The sequence below is a fragment of the Azospirillum sp. HJ39 genome (assembly GCF_041507355.1).
Lineage (GTDB): Bacteria > Pseudomonadota > Alphaproteobacteria > Azospirillales > Azospirillaceae > Azospirillum > Azospirillum thiophilum.
Map to the genome: position 1 here is coordinate 766,403 of NZ_CP167911.1, position 16,343 is coordinate 782,745.

The 16,343-nt window shown below is 68.3% G+C and carries 12 protein-coding genes; 4 read left to right on the top strand and 8 right to left on the bottom strand.

All coding sequences use genetic code 11. The annotated features are described in order from the left end of the window. Nucleotides 1–3: 3 nt before the first annotated feature. The 3 genes from ABMY26_RS17080 to ABMY26_RS17090 are packed head-to-tail and all read right to left on the bottom strand — an operon-like array spanning nucleotide 4 to nucleotide 6,937. A complete protein-coding gene (locus ABMY26_RS17080; protein WP_372398399.1) occupies nucleotides 4–1,431 on the bottom strand; it encodes a DUF1329 domain-containing protein in 1,428 nt (475 codons plus the stop codon). Further along, complete coding sequence (locus tag ABMY26_RS17085; RefSeq protein ID WP_372398400.1) at nucleotides 1,428–4,550, bottom strand: response regulator; 3,123 nt, start codon at nucleotides 4,548–4,550, stop codon at nucleotides 1,428–1,430. Before ABMY26_RS17085 ends, ABMY26_RS17080 begins: the two co-directional genes overlap by 4 nt. Next, nucleotides 4,547–6,937 (bottom strand): ATP-binding protein, encoded by a 2,391-nt coding sequence (locus ABMY26_RS17090; protein WP_372398401.1) that lies wholly within the window; start codon nucleotides 6,935–6,937, stop codon nucleotides 4,547–4,549. Before ABMY26_RS17090 ends, ABMY26_RS17085 begins: the two co-directional genes overlap by 4 nt. A 316-nt stretch (nucleotides 6,938–7,253) precedes the next feature. Here ABMY26_RS17090 and ABMY26_RS17095 point away from each other — a divergent pair, with 316 nt between their 5' ends. From ABMY26_RS17095 to ABMY26_RS17105, 3 genes are all read left to right on the top strand, one after another. Next, nucleotides 7,254–7,562 carry an STAS domain-containing protein gene (locus ABMY26_RS17095; protein WP_372398402.1) on the top strand — a complete coding sequence of 103 codons (309 nt, stop codon included), beginning with the start codon at nucleotides 7,254–7,256 and terminating at the stop codon, nucleotides 7,560–7,562. Nucleotides 7,563–7,735: 173 nt separating this feature from the next. After that, complete coding sequence (locus ABMY26_RS17100; RefSeq protein WP_372398403.1) at nucleotides 7,736–8,548, top strand: ATP-binding protein; 813 nt, start codon at nucleotides 7,736–7,738, stop codon at nucleotides 8,546–8,548. Between the two features lie 10 nt (nucleotides 8,549–8,558). Beyond that, nucleotides 8,559–9,746 carry a PP2C family protein-serine/threonine phosphatase gene (locus tag ABMY26_RS17105; RefSeq protein WP_372398404.1) on the top strand — a complete coding sequence of 396 codons (1,188 nt, stop codon included), beginning with the start codon at nucleotides 8,559–8,561 and terminating at the stop codon, nucleotides 9,744–9,746. A gap of 16 nt (nucleotides 9,747–9,762) precedes the next feature. On the opposite strand, the gene ABMY26_RS17110 is transcribed toward ABMY26_RS17105, so the two are convergent. The 5 genes from ABMY26_RS17110 to ABMY26_RS17130 form a co-directional block, all read right to left on the bottom strand. Continuing rightward, nucleotides 9,763–10,584: an NAD kinase gene (locus tag ABMY26_RS17110; RefSeq protein WP_372399026.1), complete on the bottom strand. Its 822-nt coding sequence runs from the start codon at nucleotides 10,582–10,584 to the stop codon at nucleotides 9,763–9,765. A 168-nt stretch (nucleotides 10,585–10,752) separates the two neighbouring features. Beyond that, a complete protein-coding gene (gene clpA / locus ABMY26_RS17115) occupies nucleotides 10,753–13,068 on the bottom strand; it encodes an ATP-dependent Clp protease ATP-binding subunit ClpA (protein WP_045581897.1) in 2,316 nt (771 codons plus the stop codon). Between the two features lie 8 nt (nucleotides 13,069–13,076). After that, a complete protein-coding gene (gene clpS, locus ABMY26_RS17120) occupies nucleotides 13,077–13,403 on the bottom strand; it encodes an ATP-dependent Clp protease adapter ClpS (RefSeq protein WP_045581898.1) in 327 nt (108 codons plus the stop codon). Nucleotides 13,404–13,713: 310 nt separating this feature from the next. Continuing rightward, a complete protein-coding gene (locus tag ABMY26_RS17125; RefSeq protein WP_372398405.1) occupies nucleotides 13,714–14,193 on the bottom strand; it encodes a phasin family protein in 480 nt (159 codons plus the stop codon). Nucleotides 14,194–14,556: 363 nt separating this feature from the next. Then, on the bottom strand, nucleotides 14,557–15,069 hold the full coding sequence (locus ABMY26_RS17130) for a phasin family protein (protein ID WP_372398406.1): 513 nt from the start codon (nucleotides 15,067–15,069) through the stop codon (nucleotides 14,557–14,559). Nucleotides 15,070–15,564: 495 nt separating this feature from the next. Here ABMY26_RS17130 and ABMY26_RS17135 point away from each other — a divergent pair, with 495 nt between their 5' ends. After that, nucleotides 15,565–16,326: a peptidase gene (locus tag ABMY26_RS17135; protein ID WP_372398407.1), complete on the top strand. Its 762-nt coding sequence runs from the start codon at nucleotides 15,565–15,567 to the stop codon at nucleotides 16,324–16,326. Nucleotides 16,327–16,343: the final 17 nt, after the last annotated feature.

Genomic DNA, 16,343 nt, shown 5'->3' on the forward strand with positions numbered 1-16,343 from the left:
GGATCACCCCCGCCGGCCGCGGCGGACGAGCGCTTCCGCGGTGAAGTCCTCCGGCCTGACCGGCGCGTCGAACACCGGCGGCGGCAGGCCGTATTCCAGGCCACGGGCGGCATAGCGGTCCGCGGTCAGGTCGAAGGCGAACTCGATCGCCGGGAACAGCACCGGGACCTGCCAATGGGCGACGGGGTGCGCCTCGGCGTAGCGCAGGAGCGCGCCCTTGCCGTCGTAATGCTCCGACGCCAGGATCTGCCAGCTGTCTTCGTCGAGGTAATAGGTACGGTCGGGCAGGGCGTGCTGGAAGTTCGGCTTCAGCCGGGCGTCGACCACCCAGACCCGGTGCAGTTCGTACCGCAGGAATTGCGGGTTGGGATGGCCCGGCCACAGGATGTCCCTTGCCGTCAGGCTGGGGTTGGTCAGCCGGTTGGCGTTGTAGGGCATGTACATCTCGCGCCGCGTCACCAGCGTGAAGTCGAAACGGTCGAGCGCGCCGCTGAACATGTCCAGCATGTCGGCGGTGCAGACGCCGCCGGTCGCCGGGTCGGGCGTGTCATAGGCGAAGTCGGGCGCCGGCACCACCCGGCCGCGTTCGCCCTCGCGCGCCCAGGCGCGGGTGCGCGAGGCGATGGGATCCAGCGTCGACTGGATCACCAGGCTGTTGCCGGCCTGTTCCCTCGGCTCCAGGACGGTGCGGCGGTACAGCAGCGGCGGAGAGGCCGCATCCCCCGCGGCATAGGGGGAGGCGAATTCCTCGCGCAGCTTGGTCGCCGACCGCGAGCCGTCCGCCGATTGCACCATGGTCACGCTGGTCCGCGACAGGCCGGTGCCGCGCCAGCGCAGCTTGTGGTTCCACATCGCCTGCACCCCGTTGGCCGGGATGGGGAAGGGGATGCCGACCGTGGCATCGCGCAGGGCCAGACCGTTCTCGCCCAGCGCGGCGCGGCCGGCGTTGGCCAGCGACGCGTCATAGACGCCTTGGGGAGCGGCGGCGCTGCGGCGGGTGTAGAACAGCGCCAGTTCGTAGCTTTCCGGAAACTTCGCCAGCAGCGCCTGTTGTCCGGCGGTGAGCCTGACCTTGTAGCGCTCCACGTCGACGGCCCCGACGGTGAACCAGCGGACATCCTCGACGTAAGGGTCGGGCGACGGCCGGTCGGGGACATAGCCGCGCGGTGCCGTGGTCAGCCCGCCGGTCCAGGGTGGGATTGCCCGCGTGCGGTTGCCGGCGCGTACCGCCCCGAAGGGCGTCAGCTCTTCGCCCAGCCGCGGCACTCCCGGTTGCGGCGTACCCGGCCCGGGAGCGGCGGCGGCCGGCGCCGGTGCCGGTGCCTGTGCCCGGGCCGGCAGGGCGGCGGACAGCACGGTCGCCGCGGTGGCCGCGCCCAGCAGGCCCAGCGCTTCCCGGCGGTCGGGGCGCGATTGGCCCGGACGGCTCATGGCTCGGCCCGATTCGGGGCGGCCCGCTCGGCGGCGATGGCTGCCGCGATGGCGGGACAGGTGGCGGCGAAGACGTCGCGCAGCCGGTTCGCGGCCTCGGCCAGCAGGGCGGGCGGCGCACCGTCGGCAGCGGCATGCTCCAGGGCGCGGGCGGCTTCGGCCAGCGGCCTTGCGCCGGCATTCAGCGAGGAACCCTTCAAATTGTGGGCGCAGGCCCGCATCAGGCCGCGGTCGCCGTTGTTCAGCGCCTTGTCCAGATCGGCGACGACCTCGCGGCCGATGGCGATGAAATCGTCCAGCAGTTCCGCCACCATCGCCGAATCGCCGTCGCACAGCATGCGCAGGTTGCCGAGGTCGATGGCAGGCCCGTCCATGCGAGGGGCGGGTGACGGGGGAACCGGAGGGGAGGGCGGCGGAACCGCCGCGCCCCCTTCCGGCGGCGGCATCCAGCGGGCGAGCGCAACTGCCAGTTGCGACAGTTCCAGCGGCTTGCTCAGCACGTCGTCCATGCCTGCGGCGCGGTAGCTCTCGATATCGGCCGGAGCGGCATTGGCGGTGATGGCGACGATCGGCATATGCCGGCCGGCTCCGTTCGGCTCGCCGCCCCGATCCCTGACGCGCTCCGTGGCACGCTCTGCGGCGCGGATGCGGCGGGTCAGCTCGAAACCGTCGATTTCGGGCATCTGGACATCGGTCAGCAGCAGGGCGTAGCGGCGGTCGCTGCGCCGCATGGCCTTCAGCGCCTCCGCTCCGCCGGGAGCCATCTCCGCGGCATAACCCAGGGCCTGCAACTGCATCTGCAGCACCTTGCGGTTCACCGGGTTGTCTTCCGCGACCAGGATCAGGCGGCCCTTGGCCGTCGCCTCCTCCACGCCGGTCGTGGCGGCAGCCGGTCCGGACGCGCCCCCGGACGCGCTCCAGGCTCTGGAACCGGCGGGAGTACCGGCAGCAGGGGATGCCGGATGCGGGGGGACTGGCTGGGCCGGCCGTCCGGCCGCCGCCGCCACCGCGCGCAGCAGCACCAACCGGCGGAACGGGCGGGCCAGCACCATCGTGCCCGGCTCCGATCCGCGGGCGCCGGGCCGGGAGGCGGCGCCGGCCTCTCCAGCCGTCTCATGGCAGAGCAGGACCACCGGCGGCCGGGCCTCGCCGCGGCGTCGGCCCAGCTCCTCCGGTGCGAAGGCGGCGGCTGGAACGTACAGCGCCTCGTCGATGGTCAGCACGTCGGCCGTGCGGCCGCCCTCGCGTGCGGTGCGGGCCTGTGTCGCCAGCTCCGACGGGGAGGCGGCGGGCAGCACGCGGGCGCCGGCATATTCCAGATAGCGGGCGAGGAAGCCGCGCTCGGTGTCGTCCGACACGCCGAGCAGCACGGTCAGCCCGGTCAGGTCGATGCCGCCGCCTGTGTCGTCCGGCATCGCTGCCGCCATGGCCGCGCGGGGCATGGGCAGGCGCAGCCAGAAGGTGGAGCCGACGCCGGACCTGCTTTCCACGCCGATCTCACCGTCCATCAGCGCCGCCAGCCGCCGGCTGATCGACAGTCCCAGCCCGGTGCCGCCGAAGCGGCGGGTGGTGGAGCTTTCGGCCTGGGTGAAGGGCTGGAACAGGCGCTGGCGGGTGGTTTCGCCGATGCCGATGCCGGTGTCGCACACGTCGATCCGCAACAGCGGTTCCGCCTGCTCCTCCGCCTGTTCCAGTTCGGCGCGCAGGACGACGCGGCCGGACTCGGTGAACTTGATGGCATTGCCGGCCAGATTGAACAGGATCTGGCGCAGCCGCACCGGGTCGCCCAGCAGGGCGGGCGGGATCGCCGGGTCGACATAGGTCAGCAGGGTCAGCCCCTTCGCCCCGGCGGCCGGTGCCAGCGTTTCGGCCACCCCCTCGACCAGGGCGGGGACCGACAGCGGCACCCGCTCCAGATCCATCTTGCCGGCCTCGATCTTCGAGAAATCCAGGATGTCGTCGATGATCCGCAGCAGGGCATCGGCCGATTCGCGCATGGTGCCGACGGTGTCGCGCTGGCAATCGTCCAGCTCGGTGCGTTCCAGCAGGCCCAGCATGCCCAGCACCCCGTTCATCGGGGTGCGGATTTCGTGGCTCATGGTGGCGAGGAAGGCCGACTTGGCCTTGGTCGCCTCCTCCGCCTGTTCCTTGGCGGCCTCCATTTGGCGTTCGGCCAGCTTGCGGCGGGTGATGTCGTAGATCCAGGACAGATAGACCGGCTTGCCGTCCACCACCGCCGGCTCCACCGAGATCAGCGCCCAGAAGGTGGAGCCGTCGGCACGGCGCAGCTTCACCTCGGCGTCCCGCACCGGGCGGCGGTAATGGAGCCAGCACGGTTCGTCCTGTCCGTTCCCTCCACCGTCGGCCGGATCGGCGGTGCCGTCGAACAGCGCGCCGACGCCGAAGCCCTCCAGCCGCTCCCTGGAGGTGCCGAGCAGCGAGACCAGCCGGTGGTTGGTCAGCACGATGACGCCGTTCTCGTCATAGGCGCAGACGCCGACCGGGCTGGCCTGCAGCACGGCGTTGATCTGTTCGCGGCTTTCGCGCAGCTCGCGGGTGCGTTCCGCGACGCGGGTCTCGATCGACTGGATCTGGTCGAAGGCGCGCAGCGCCGCGATCACCGCGGTCAGCAGGCTTTCCGCCGACAGGTCCGCCTTGGGCTTGTAGTCGTTGATGTCGTAGTCGACGATCACGTCGCGTTGCGGCGCCTGGCCCGGCTGGCCGGTGCGCAGGACAATGCGGACGTCGCGGTTGCCCAGCTCGTCGCGGATCCAGCGCACCAGCTTCAGGCCGGAATCATCCTCCTCCATCACCACGTCCAGCAGGACCACGGCGATGTCGCGGCGGTGCTCCAGCACCCTGCGGGCATCCGCAGCGGTGAAGCTGCTGACCAGCTCCAGCCGCCGCCGCTGGAAGGTTACGTCGGCCAGCAGCAGCCCGGTCATGGAATGGACGTCGGATTCGTCGTCGACCACCAGGATGGTCCAGGGCGGGGCCGCCGGGTCGGCCGCCGCTGCCGTCGCTCCGCGCCCGTCCGCGCCTCCCTGGGCCTTGCCGCCTTGCGCTTCTTCGTCGGCGAACAGGATCTCGTCGTCGTCGTAGGCGGCGCCGGTGCTCATATGGGTTCGGTCTCCAGCGGGACGGGCGCCGGCACTTGCGGGGTGGCGGCCGTCTTGGGAATGCGCAGCGTGAAGGTAGTTCCATCGCCGGGAACGCTGTCAACCGAGATCCGCCCGCCCAGGGACTGGGTGACGAGGTTGAAGACGATGTGCAGCCCCAGCCCGCTGCCGCCCGTTCCGCGGCGGGTGGTGAAGAAGGGTTCGAACACCTTGGGCAGGTTTTCCGCCGCGATGCCGGCACCGTCGTCGGCGAAGCGGATCTCGACATCGCCGTCCGGCGTCTCGTCGACGTCGATCACCATGTGGCCCTTGCCGTCGGCCGGGAAGGCGTGGGTCAGCGCGTTCATCACCAGATTGGTCACCACCTGGCTCAGCGCGCCGGGGAAACTGTCCATGACGATGCCGGGCGAACAGGCGATGGCGACGCGGTGGCGGCTCTTTCGCAAGGTCGGGCCCAGCGAGGTCACCACCTCCTCCAGATAGGCCAGCATGTCGAAGCGCCGCCGCTCCTCGCTGGTCTGGTCGACGGCGACCCGCTTGAAGCTCTGGATCAGGTCGGCGGCACGGGTCAGGTTCTGTTCGATCAGGCGGGAGGCCTCGCTGGCGGTGGCGACATAGGCGGCGAGGTCGGACTTCCTCATCGTCCCGCGCTCGAACGCCTCGGCGAGCGCGCCGGTCCGGCCGGTCAGGTGGGTGGCGCAGCCGAAGGCGATGCCGATGGGGGTGTTGATCTCGTGCGCGACGCCGGCGACCAGCAGGGCGAGCGAGGCCATCTTCTCCGCCTGGACGAGGCTGGCCTGGGTCTCCTTCAGGTCGGCGTAGGCGCGCTCAAGCTCCTGCATGGCATGGAAAATCTCCTCGGCCGAGCGGGCCTCCACCGTCACGTCGGTCAGGGTGCGGACGAATCCGCCCTCCGGCAGCGGGTTGGTGCGCACCTCGACGATGCGGCCGTCGGGCCGCCGGCGCTTGAAGGTGAAGGGCTGGTCGATGGTGCCGGCCGGCTCGTCCGGCGGATCCCCGAACATGTCGGGGAAACCGCCATCGCCATTCCCATCGCCGCCGGCCGGGGGCCTGCCGCTGACGCCGTAGGTCAGGTACAGGTCGGGATCGTCGCCCATCTCGCCGAACTCGCCCTGCCGGCGCTGCAGCGCCACCATGTCGGCGAATTGCGGGGTGCCGGCCAGGATTTCCGCCGGGATGTTCAGCAGTTCCGCGGCCCGGCTGTTGGCCATCACCACCCGGCCGTCGCGGTCGACCTTGATGATGCCCTGGTCGGTGTTGTCCAGCGTCACCTGCAGCACGTTGCGCTCATGCGCGAGGTCCAGCTCCGCCCGCACGCGCTCGGTGACGTCGGACATGGTGCCGGTCAGGCGCCGGGCGCGGCCGTCGGGGTCGCGCTGGGCGGTGGCGCGATCCTCGATCCAGGCCCATCGGCCGTCCTGCCGTCGCATCCGGTAGACCGCGCTGTAGGCCATGGCGCGGTCGCGCAGCCGCCGCCGCGACTCGGCCATCACCTGCTCCGCCTCGTCCGGATGCAGCAGCGAGGCCCAGGTTTCCGCCGTCATCGTCAGGTCCGCCGCGCCGTAGCCGAGCAGGGCGGGAAACTCCTTCGACCACCAATATTGGCCGGTCCGCAGGTCATAGTCCCAGACCGAGGAACGGGTGGCGGTGATGGCCAGCGCCAGCCGCTGCTCGCTCTTGCGCAGCGCGGCCTCCTCCCGCCCAAGCCGGGAGAGCATTGCGTTGTGGGCCTGGATCACCCGTCCCAATTCATCGGCGGCGCGCCAGTCCACCGGCCGGTGTCCGCCGCCGCGCTCGGATTCCAGGATCGAGGCGATCAGCCGCCGCAGCGGCCTCCCGACCGTCAGCCGCAGCGCCGCCAGCGCCGCTGCGACGGTTCCGGCCAGCATCAGCAGCAGCAGGGCTGCCGTGTTCACCACCTCCTGCCGCAGCTGCTCGCGCACGGAGGCGTGGCTGTAATGCAGGGCGATGGTGCCGACCTGAAGGCCCTGGGCGCGGATCGGCCGGCGTTCGATGCCGGCGTCGCCGTTCGGCGGGCAGCCCGGTTCCGGCCAGGAGAAAAGCTCGCCGGCCAGATCGTCGGACACCTCGATGCAGACCAGCTCGCGATTGGCGCCGATGGCCTGGATGACGTTGCGGACCGCCTGGACGTCGAAGGTCCACAGGGTGTTGGACAGGGCCGCCGCGTTGACGTCGGCGATGGTCGCCACCTTCTCGCGCAGGGCGGTCTGCAGATCCTTGTGGCGGTCGTAGAAGAACAGGGCGGAGAACAGCGAGACGGTCACCACCAGGCTCGGCACCAGGATCAACAGGAACTTGGCCGACACCGTCGGCACACGCCGCCACGCCTCAGCGATCCTGGTCATGCATTGCCGTTCCGGACGATGGCGGGGATTTGGGCGGCACGCGGCGCGCGTGCACCTGCCAGGAGGTTCTACCCCGTTGCGGACGGTCCGTCCATCGGGGCGAACCCGGGGCGAACCGGGGGGCCGCCCGCCCGGACCCGGTTCGCCGGTGGCAAAAGTCCGGCCACGGCCGGATCGGGCCTTGAGCGGCGGCGCCACCTTGCACTACTGTGCATATGCAAATAGGACCGCTTCCGCACGCTTGCGTATGAGGGGTGGGTGGTCCCGGCCTGAAAGGTCGCATGGATGGGACGTTCGGTGACGAACGGGTGAGGGAATGATGGATTTCAGCAAGATCAGCACAGGCGAAGAGACCGAGGTCCGGCTGACGGGCCGCCTGGAGTTCACCGATCATGACCGGCTGCGCGATATCGTGGAACTGCTGGATCATCCTGGGACGCGGCGTTTCATCGTCGCGTTGTCGGAGCTTGAGTTCATCGATTCCGCGGGGCTCGGCATGCTGCTGATCCTCCAGGAGGAGGCGGAGCAGCGCAACGTCAAGATGATCGTGCGGGGAGCCAGGGGCGACGTGAAGCGCTCCATCGACCTCGCGCGTCTGGACGAGATCATCACCATCGAACCCTGACGGATCCTGAACCGCCGCCCCTGAAACTCTGGCCTTATGTTTGGCGATCGGATTCACGCTTCAAATCGATGCCGATCTTGCGCGATCCGATCCAAGCCCGGTCAAGCCTGCGACGACCGGTCCGTGCCGGGCCGGGATGTTTCGCGCCCATCCCTACCCAGGGGACTGCCGCCATGGACGCCATCCTGCCCGACTGCCCGGCCGAGCTGACGCTGCGGGCCTTCAGCCTGTTGCGTGACCGGATCCCTGCCGATATGGCCACCCGGGTCGTCGCACGCTTCGGCGGAGCGGCGGATGGCGGGACGGCAGACGGCCGGCCGGAGGACGACACCCCGGCGGAACCGCCCGGCCGGGCGGTCGAAACCCTGCTGGTGGAGCGGGCCGACCGTGACCGGCTGCGCGCCGCCTTCGACCGCAACCCTTTCCTGACGGTGGAACTGGGCGATGGGGACGACGAGCCGGCGGCCCTGCTGGAGGACTGGTCGGGGGCCCCGGCGGCGGCGCATCCGCGCTGGCCGGGATTCTACCTGTCGCTGACCACCGGCAGTGCCTATGGCCTGCAATGCGCGGTCCTGGTCTGCGACGAGCTGATCCGGCGCGACGCGCTCGATCCGCAGCGGCGCTCCAATGTCGAGCTGTGCCTGCACGAGGCCATCGCCAATGCCATCGTCCATGGCAATCTGGGGCTGTCCAGCGCCGTCAAGGGCGAACCCGGCGGCTACCGGCGGTTCAGCGAGATGATGCGCGACCGGCTGGGCGATCCGGCGGCGGTGCGGCGGCGGCTGGACATCTTCTGCCGCTGGAGCGACCGCGCCATCGCCATCGCCGTGGTCGACCAGGGTGGTGGCTTCGACACGGAGCTGGCCCCGGCGATTACGGGGAACAGGGCGCGGTCGGGCCGCGGCTTCGTCTTCATGCGGTCGCTCGCCACCCGCGTGACGGTGACCGATGGCGGACGCTGCACCGTCCTGCAGTTCGACCGTTGACGGAGCCTTCATGGCCGCCCCCGCCCTGTCGCTGTCGGACTGCCGCGTCCTGATCGTCGACGACAACGAATTCAACCGAAAATCGCTCGCCCTGGTGATCCGCCGCGCCGGCATCACCGACATCGCCTTCGCCGAGAACGGGCGGGAAGGGCTGGCGGCGGTCGACCGCTTCCGCCCCGACCTCGTCCTGCTCGATGTCGACATGCCGGTGATGAATGGCTGGGAGATGTGCGAGGCGCTCCGCCGCAATGCGACGCACGAGGAATTGCCGGTGCTGTTCCAGACCGCGCTGGACAGCGACGAGGAGCAGGTCCGCTGCTTCGAGGCCGGCGGCAGCGACTTCATCTCCAAGCCGATCAAGCCCGGCGAATGCGTCGCCCGGGTCCGCCACCAGCTGGAAAAGCGCAAGCTGTTCACCGATCTGGCCAATTTCCGCGAGCGGGTGCAGCGCGAGCTGTCGCATGCCCGTGCCATGCAGACGTCGCTGCTGCCGGAAAAGCGCCGGCTGGCCGAGGTGGCGGACCGCTATGGCCTGACGCTGGACGCCCATTTCGAAACCTCGTCGGAGCTGGGCGGCGATTTCTGGGGGCTCTATCCGCTGGGCGACCGCCGGCTGGGCCTGCTGCTGGTCGATTTCGCCGGGCATGGCATCACCGCGGCGATCAACACCTTCCGCCTGCACACGCTGATCGACCGCTTCCCCATGCAGCATGCGGCGCCGTCGCAATGGCTGGCGCAGCTGAACGCCGCGTTGAAGGACGTGCTGCCGACGGGGCAGTTCGCCACCGCCTTCTTCGGCATCCTCGACCTTGCCACCGACACGCTGACCTTCGCCGCCGCGGGATCGCCGAACCCGGTGCTGGGGATCCCTACGGGCGCCGGCGGCAACGGACCGGAGATCCGGCTGCTCGATTCGGCCGGCCTGGTGCTCGGCGCCTCGCGCCGGGCGCAGTATGTCGACCAGACGTTCCGGCTGCCGCGCGGCGGCTTCCTGTTCCTCTACAGCGATGCCCTGATCGAATGCGGCGGCGAGGAGTGCGGGCCGCTGGGGCAGGACGCCGTGCCGGACTTTGTCCGCGACGGGCTGGCCCGGGACCGCGTGCACCCGCTGCATCCGATGATGGAGACCTTCTACGCCCGGACCAGCCTGCCGCTGCGCGATGACCTGACCGCGGTGTGGATCGCCAGAAAGGCGTAGCGTGGGGGCGGGGCGCTTACGGTGCGAACTGCTCCTTCAGGATGCGTTCCTCGAAATTCAGTTCGGGATCGAACAGCAGGGTCAGACCGACCTCGCGGCATTCCTGCACCTCGACCCGCAGCACCTCCCGCACTTCCGTGAAGTCGGCGACGGCGCTGACCGGGCGCTTCGACTCCTCCATCACGTCGAAGGTGATGCGGGCGGCATGGGGCAGCAGGGCGCCGCGCCAGCGCCGCGGGCGGAAGGCGCTGATCGGGGTAAGGGCGAGGACGCCGGCGTTCAGCGGCACGATCGGACCATGGGCCGATAAATTATAGGCGGTGCTGCCGGCCGGCGTCGCCACCAGCGCGCCGTCGCAGATCAGCTCCGGCAGCCGGACCACGCCGTCGATGGTGATGCGCAGCTTGGCCGCCTGCCGGGTCTCGCGCAGCAGGGAGACCTCGTTGATGCCCAGCGCTTCGACCCGCTCGCCGTTGACCCGCGTCGCCAGCATGCGCAGCGGGTGCAGGCGGACATGCTGGGCCGCGACGATGCGCTCCGCCAGATCCTCCTCGCGGTAGGCATTCAGCAGGAAGCCGACCGACCCGCGGTTCATGCCATAGACCGGCGTCGGCCGGATGCGGTCGCGGCCCAGCGCCCGGTGCAGCGTTTCCAGCAGGAAGCCGTCGCCGCCCAGCGCCACGATGACGTCTGCCTCGCCCGCGGGCGCATTGCCATAGCGATGGACCAGCCGGGTACGGGCGGCACGCGCCTCCTCGGTGTCGGCGCAGGCGAAGGTGATGCGCAACGCGTCGGGAGAGGGCAGCGAGGGCGCCTCGCTGTCGTCGGCATGCGGCATGGTGGCTGGCTGTGGCGCTGACTGCGCTGACGGCGGGGCGGCGGGATCGGTCATGGCGCGACCATACTCCACTCCGGCTGTGGCGCAAAAGCGTGACCCTGGCGGTGTGCCAGAAAAAAGGAGGCCGCGGGGCCTCCTTTTTCATCATGCGGCAGGGATGGGCCGACGTTACTCGGCCATCTCCGTCACCATCTCCTCGTCGTCGTCACCGGCGGTGCGCTTGGGCCGGTTGCCCTCGGTGTAGTCGAAGGCCGGCTTGTCGTCCTTGACGGTGACCTTGACCAGGCCGCCCTTGCTGAGCTTGCCGAACAGCAGCTCCTCCGCCAGCGGCTTCTTGATGTACTCCTGGATCACGCGGCCGAGCGGGCGGGCACCGTAGAGCGGGTCGTAGCCCTTCTTGCCCAGCCACTCGCGCGCCGCCTCGTTCAGCTCGATGGACACGCCGCGGTCTTCCAACTGGGCTTCCATCTGCATGATGAACTTGTCGACGACGCGGTTGATGACCTCCTGCGACAAGGGCGCGAAGGGGATGATCGCGTCCAGGCGGTTGCGGAACTCCGGCGTGAACATCTTCTCGACCGCTTCGATATCCTCGCCGACCCGGCGGTCACGCTCGAAACCGATGGCGGGCTTGGCCATGTCGGCGGCCCCGGCGTTCGAGGTCATGATCAGGATGACGTTGCGGAAATCGACGATCTTGCCGTTGTGGTCGGTCAGCTTGCCGTGATCCATGATCTGCAACAGGATGTTGAACAGATCCGGATGGGCCTTCTCGATCTCGTCCAGCAGCAGGACGCAGTGCGGGTGCTGGTCGATGGCGTCGGTCAGCATGCCGCCCTGGTCGAAGCCGACATAGCCCGGAGGGGCGCCGATCAGCCGCGACACCGTGTGCCGCTCCATATACTCCGACATGTCGAAGCGGGTCAGCTCGATGCCCAGCGTCATGGCGAGCTGGCGGGCCACCTCGGTCTTGCCGACGCCGGTCGGGCCGGTGAACAGGTAGTTGCCGATGGGCTTCTCCGGCTCGCGCAGGCCGGCACGGGCCAGCTTGATCGCGGAGACCAGCGCGTCGATCGCCTTGTTCTGGCCGAAGACCATGGTCTTCAGGTCGCGCTCCAGGTTCAGCAGCGTTTCCTTGTCGTCGCGGCTGACCGACTTCGGCGGGATGCGGGCGATCTTGGCGACCACCGCCTCCACGTCCTTCACGCCGATCTTCTTGCGGCGCTTGTTCTCCGGCAGGAGCATCTGCGCGGCGCCGACCTCGTCGATGATGTCGATCGCCTTGTCGGGCAGCTTGCGGTCGCCGATGTACTTGGCCGACAGCTCCACCGCGACGCGGATGGCGTCGTTGGTGTAGGTGACCTTGTGGTGCTTCTCGTAGTAGGGCTTCAGGCCCTGGAGGATCTTGATCGCATCCTCGACCGACGGCTCGTTGACGTCGATCTTCTGGAAGCGGCGGACCAGCGCCCGGTCCTTCTCGAAATAGCTGCGGTATTCCTTGTAGGTGGTCGAACCGATGCAGCGCAGCGCGCCGGAGGCGAGCGCAGGCTTCAGCAGGTTCGACGCATCCATGGCCCCGCCCGAGGTGGCGCCGGCACCGATCACCGTATGGATCTCGTCGATGAAGAGGATGGCCCCTTCGGTCGCCTCGAGTTCCGACACGACGGCCTTCAGCCGTTCCTCGAAATCGCCGCGATAGCGGGTGCCGGCCAGCAGCGAGCCCATGTCGAGCGCGAAGATGGTGGCGTTGCGCAGAACCTCCGGCACTTCCTGCTGGACGATCCGGCGGGCGAGGCCCTCGGCGATGGCGGTCTTGCCGACACCGGGGTCGCCGACGTAGAGCGGGTTGTTCTTCGACCGCCGGCACAGGATCTGGATGGTCCGTTCGACCTCCTGCTCCCGGCCGATCAGCGGATCGATCTTCCCGCCCGACGCCTTCTTGTTCAGGTTGACACAATAAGCCTCGAGCGCTTCGCTGCCTTTTTTCACGACCTTCTCCGCCGCCGCCTCGTCGTCGGCGCCCGAGACCCGCTTGGTATCCGAGCGGCCCGGAGCCTTCGCGATTCCGTGAGAGATGTAGTTGACCGCGTCGAACCTGGTCATCTCCTGCTCCTGCAGGAAATAGACCGCGTGGCTCTCGCGTTCAGAGAACAAGGCGACGAGCACATTTGCTCCCGTCACCTCCTCACGTCCCGACGACTGGACGTGGATGGCCGCACGCTGCAGAACCCGTTGGAAACCAGCCGTCGGCTTGGCGTCATCGGGCCTGTTCGTGATAAGGTTCGCAAGTTCGTTGTCGAGGTAATCCGACAGTTCCGCGCGCAAGCGGTCGAGATCGATCCCGCAGGCACGCAAGACGGCAGTGGCATCCGAGTCTTCGGTCAACGCGAGAAGCAGGTGTTCGAGCGTCGCGTATTCATGCCTGCGCTCGTTCGCGTGGGCCAGGGCTCGGTGCAGCGTCTGTTCCAGGTTACGCGACAGCATGTGTGGGTCTAATCCTTTTCTAACGTGCATTGCAGCGGGTGCTGGTTCTGGCGCGCAAAGTCCATCACCTGCGTGACTTTCGTCTCCGCCACCTCGTAGGTGAACACGCCGCACAACCCCACACCCCGCCGGTGCACATGCAGCATGATCTGGGTCGCTTCCTCCCGCGATTTGCTGAAGAAGCGTTCGAGTACCAGAACGACGAACTCCATCGGAGTGTAGTCGTCGTTCAGCATCAGGACTTTATACATCGACGGCTTCTTGGTCTTCGGTTTGGCCTTGACGACCACCCCGCTGTTCGTGCCGTCGTTGCCCCGCTTGTCAGAGTCGGCCATGGTCCCAGTCGAATGTCGTCACGATGCACTGTCTATGGGAATGATATGGTCATTTCGGGCGCGGTGGGAAGGGGCCGTTTTCGGTCTCCCTCCATTTGGCAGACCCTCCTTTGGTCCCGGGTAGGCCCCACCACTCCGAAATAGGAGACATCGCTTCCCGACGGAGCGCAATCGGCGGGAAACCCTACGTCTTTCCCGAAGGCGGCACCGCTCGGCCGTCCGGGTATCCCGCCGGAAACAAAAAAGGCCCGGCACCCCTGTTGCGGGGTGCCGGGCCTTCTTTCGCGACACTTGGCCGGGATGCGGGCGCTCAGGCGGCCAGCGGCTTCTTCGACAGCGCTTCGACCGCGACGTTCATGCGCGCGCTCAGCGGGACCATCGCCTCGTTGGCGATCTTGACGGTCAGCTCCTGCAGCTTCGTGCTCTCCGACACGAGCGCATCGAGGCTGGCCTTGGCGAAGGCGTTCTGCAGCTCGAACAGTTCCTGGATCGTCTTCACCGCCAGCAGGGCCTTGGCGTTCGACACGCCCTTCTCCATCGAGGACTGGGTGAAGGCGGCGACCTGCTTGCCGGCCTCTTCCGCGCCCTTGGCGACGATGCTGCCGGACTTCACGACGGCGTCGACGTTGCCCTTGGTCAGGACGGACAGCTCGTCGTAGCTCTTCAGGATCTGGGCGGAGGCCTTCTCGACCTGCTCCTGCTGGGCCTTCACCAGCCCTTCCATGTTTTGCTTGGCGGTGGCGACGGCGTCTTCGATCGACTTGGCGGCGGTGGTGAACTTGTCGGACATGGCTATGCTCCTCGCGCTCTCTCAGGGGTCAACCGCGCGGCCCCGACGATGCGGCGACCGGGTGCGGAGTGGGTTGAGTCCCTCGGACCCCGATGAGGCGGGCGCCCGAGATATGCTGCACTGCAACATAAGACATATTTAAGGGAAGGCAGGGAGCCAGTCAACCGCTTATTGTGCACTGCACAAAAAACTTTGTCCGGTCGACGGTCAACGCTCACTGCTGCCGGGTCGGCCGCTTGAAAGCGTACGGCCCGGCGACCGGTAGCGGTCGTCGGGCCGTGTGGGTTCCTCAGGATGTCCGCCGTTCCGGCATGGCCATGGGGCGCCGGGACAGCGGACGGGTACAGTCTGGCAGCGACGGTGTCAGGCGGCGAGCGGCTTGGAGAAGGTCTCGACCGTCGCGGTGACGCGGGCGTTCAGCGGGGCGAACGCGTCGCTGGTGAACTTGGTGGTCAGCTCCTGCAGGCGGCCGGTCTCGGCCAGCAGCGAGTCGAAGCTGGACTTCAGGAAGGCGTTCTGCAGTTCCACGACCTCCTGCAGGCTCTTGGCGCCCAGCAGCGCCTTGCCGGTGGTGATCGACTTGTCCAGCGTCGACTGGCCATAGGCGACGACCTCGCGGCCCAGATCCTCGGCGCCCTTGGCGGCGATGGTGCTGCTGGCGATCAGGGCCTCGACGTTGGCCTTGCCGGCGGCCTGCAGATCCTCGTAGCTCTTCAGGAGCTGGGCGGCCGTCTTCTCGAACTGTTCCTTGGCGACCGTCGCGGTCTGCTCGAACTGCTTGACCGTCTGCTCCTGCCCGGCCTTCACGAAGCCCTCATACTGCTCCTTGGCCTGGGTGGCGACCGTTTCGAGCGACTTGGGCGTGAACTGGGTCATGACGCGCGTTCCTTCCTGGCTGATGCCGGCCTCGCAGTGCCGACGATTTGGGGTGTGGCCCCGGCCGCCGCTTGACGGGTCGCGAAGCCTGTCGACAGCATTGTGCGTTGCGCTTGCACAGCGCGGAGCCGGTGCCCCCGTCCGTCCGGACCATGGCATGGCTCCATGCGTATGCTGCGCTGCAACATAAGGAATTTATGGGGTAAGCGGGGGCGGTGTCAACAGTCCGTTCGGCAGGTATCCGGCCTATACTGTTGCGCCGCACCATGCCACGGATGCGTGAAGATCCCATGACAGGCCGCCAATCGCGCATTGCGGCAGAGCCTTCGGCCCACGCATTCGGCCAGCTGCCTTAACGAAGGATTTACCGGCCATGGGAGAAGTGTAGCGTGGCCGTGGGCGGGATTCGCTTCGGCCAAAGGTCAGCTGCTGCGCGTCGAAGCGCCGCATCGGGCCGACCGCCCCTCAGGCCGCATCTTCGGGATTCTTTCGATCATGACCTATTGCCTTGGAATCAAGACCCGCGACGGCCTGATCGGTCTGTCGGACGGTCGCATCACCAGCGGCTCGCAACTGTCGTCGGCCCGCAAGGTGACGATGATGGGCAGCGGCGGCGACCGCTTCTTCATCATGAACTCCGGCCTGCGCAGCGTGCGCGACAAGGCGCTGGCCTATCTGCGCCGCGACATGCAGAAGCGCCGGGGCGAGTCCTACACCACCATGCTGGACGCCCTGTCGGCCTTCACCGCCTGCCTGCGGCAGGTTGCCGCGGAGGACAAGGAGGCGCTGGAGGCGTCCAAGCTGCACTTCAACCTGCATGCCATCATCGGCGGCCAGCTGGCCGAGGATCGGGAACCCTACATGTTCCTGGTCTATCCGGAAGGCAACTGGATCGAAGTGGACGAGCGGACGCCGTACCTGTCGATCGGCGCCACCGCCTACGGCAAGCCGATCCTCGACCGTGCCCTGACCTACGGCACCGACATGCAGACGGCGCTGAAGCTGGCCTACCTGTCCTTCGACAGCACCCGCTTCTCCACCAATGACGTCGGCTTCCCCATCGACATGGTGTCCTACCATGCCGAATCGCGCAGCTGGCGCCAGTCGAACTACGATTACGACGATCTGGGCGAACAGCGCCAATGGTGGAACCGCAACCTGACGGAGCTGGCCCGCCGCATGCCGGACGGCCCGTGGGTCGAGACTCTCATGCCCGAGAGCCTGCGTCCGCGCCAGCCGGCCGACGAAACCGCCTGATCAGGCGGCGCGGTCGG